Raw genomic sequence first — 1,123 nt, forward strand, 5'->3', positions numbered from 1 at the left:
GTGTTCAAAGCAGCTTCAGCCTTTTCAGCTTCCTTTTCAGCATTAGCAACGTTTTGTTCTGCATCTTCTACAGAACCAGCTTCGCTTGCCTTCTTGGCAGCGTCAGTTTCAGCGTTTTCTGCATCGTCAAATGCCTTTTGTGCGTCAGCAACGGCCTTCTTAGCAGCGTTGTAGTTGTTGATAGCAGTAACGTTTGCTTCGTGAGCAGTAGCTAAGTCAGCTTCAGCCTTAGTTTGGGCAGCCTTAGCTTCTTCAAGCTTTTGGCCGGCAGCGTTAGCAGCAGCTTGGGCGTCAGAAGCAGCCTTGTTAGCCTTTACCAGAGCGTCAGAAGCAGTGGTGTAGGTTTGGCCAGCAGCGTTAGCCTTTTGTTGAGCAACAACGGCAGCGGAGTTAGCAGCTTCAGCAGCGCTCTTAGCAGCAGTGTAAGCAGCATCAGCGGCGTTAGCGTTAGAGGAAGCAGCGTCAGCAGCCTTCTTAGCAGCGGAGTAAGCAGCAGTAGCGCTAGTAACGTTAGCGGAAGCACTGGCAAGGGTAGCGTTAGCGTTGCTCAAGTTTTGAGAAGCAGTAGCGGTGTTGTCAGTGATTTGCTTAGCTTGGCTAGTCAGTTGGTTAGCTTCGGAAACCGCAGCCTTAGGGTCAGTAGTGTTGCTGGAAGCAGGAACAGGGTTTTCAGCGTCGCTCTTAACAGCAGCGGAGTTAGTAGCAATAGCGCTGGAGTTAGCAGCGTTAGCACTAGTAACCTTAGCATTAGCTTCAGAAACGGCGTCAGAAGCTACATCAGAGGTAGCGTTGGAAGTAGCGCCTGAAGTTGCTCCAGAAGTAGCAGTAGAAGTTGCACCTGAAGTAGCAGCGGAACCGTTGTTAGCGTCGCTAGCAGTAGAGGTAGAAGTAATAGGTGCACCAGATTGAGCATCGGCGGAAGCGGTATTGTTAACGTTAGACAGAGTCAAACCAGCCAAAACGGCGGTAGTAGCAAGGCCGGCGAAGACGATGTTCTTCTTAGCCTTGTACATCTTGTAATGCAATGCATTATTCTTCATAAAAGAATCCCCCTATAAAAAATAAAATAATTAAGTATATATAGCCCAGAAATCAATTATGTTCGATTAGATAATAGAATTCC

The 1,123-nt window shown here is 48.3% G+C and carries 1 protein-coding gene; it reads right to left on the reverse strand.

The window, feature by feature from the left end; all coding sequences use genetic code 11:
* Positions 1-1,040 (reverse strand): KxYKxGKxW signal peptide domain-containing protein (locus QOS01_RS10335; RefSeq protein WP_283622259.1); only part of this gene is annotated, 1,040 nt, incomplete at its 3' end.
* Between the last annotated feature and the right edge of the window lie 83 nt (positions 1,041-1,123).

Origin of the sequence: Limosilactobacillus avium (genome assembly GCF_947381485.1) — a bacterium.
In the GTDB taxonomy this organism is placed as follows: domain Bacteria; phylum Bacillota; class Bacilli; order Lactobacillales; family Lactobacillaceae; genus Limosilactobacillus; species Limosilactobacillus avium.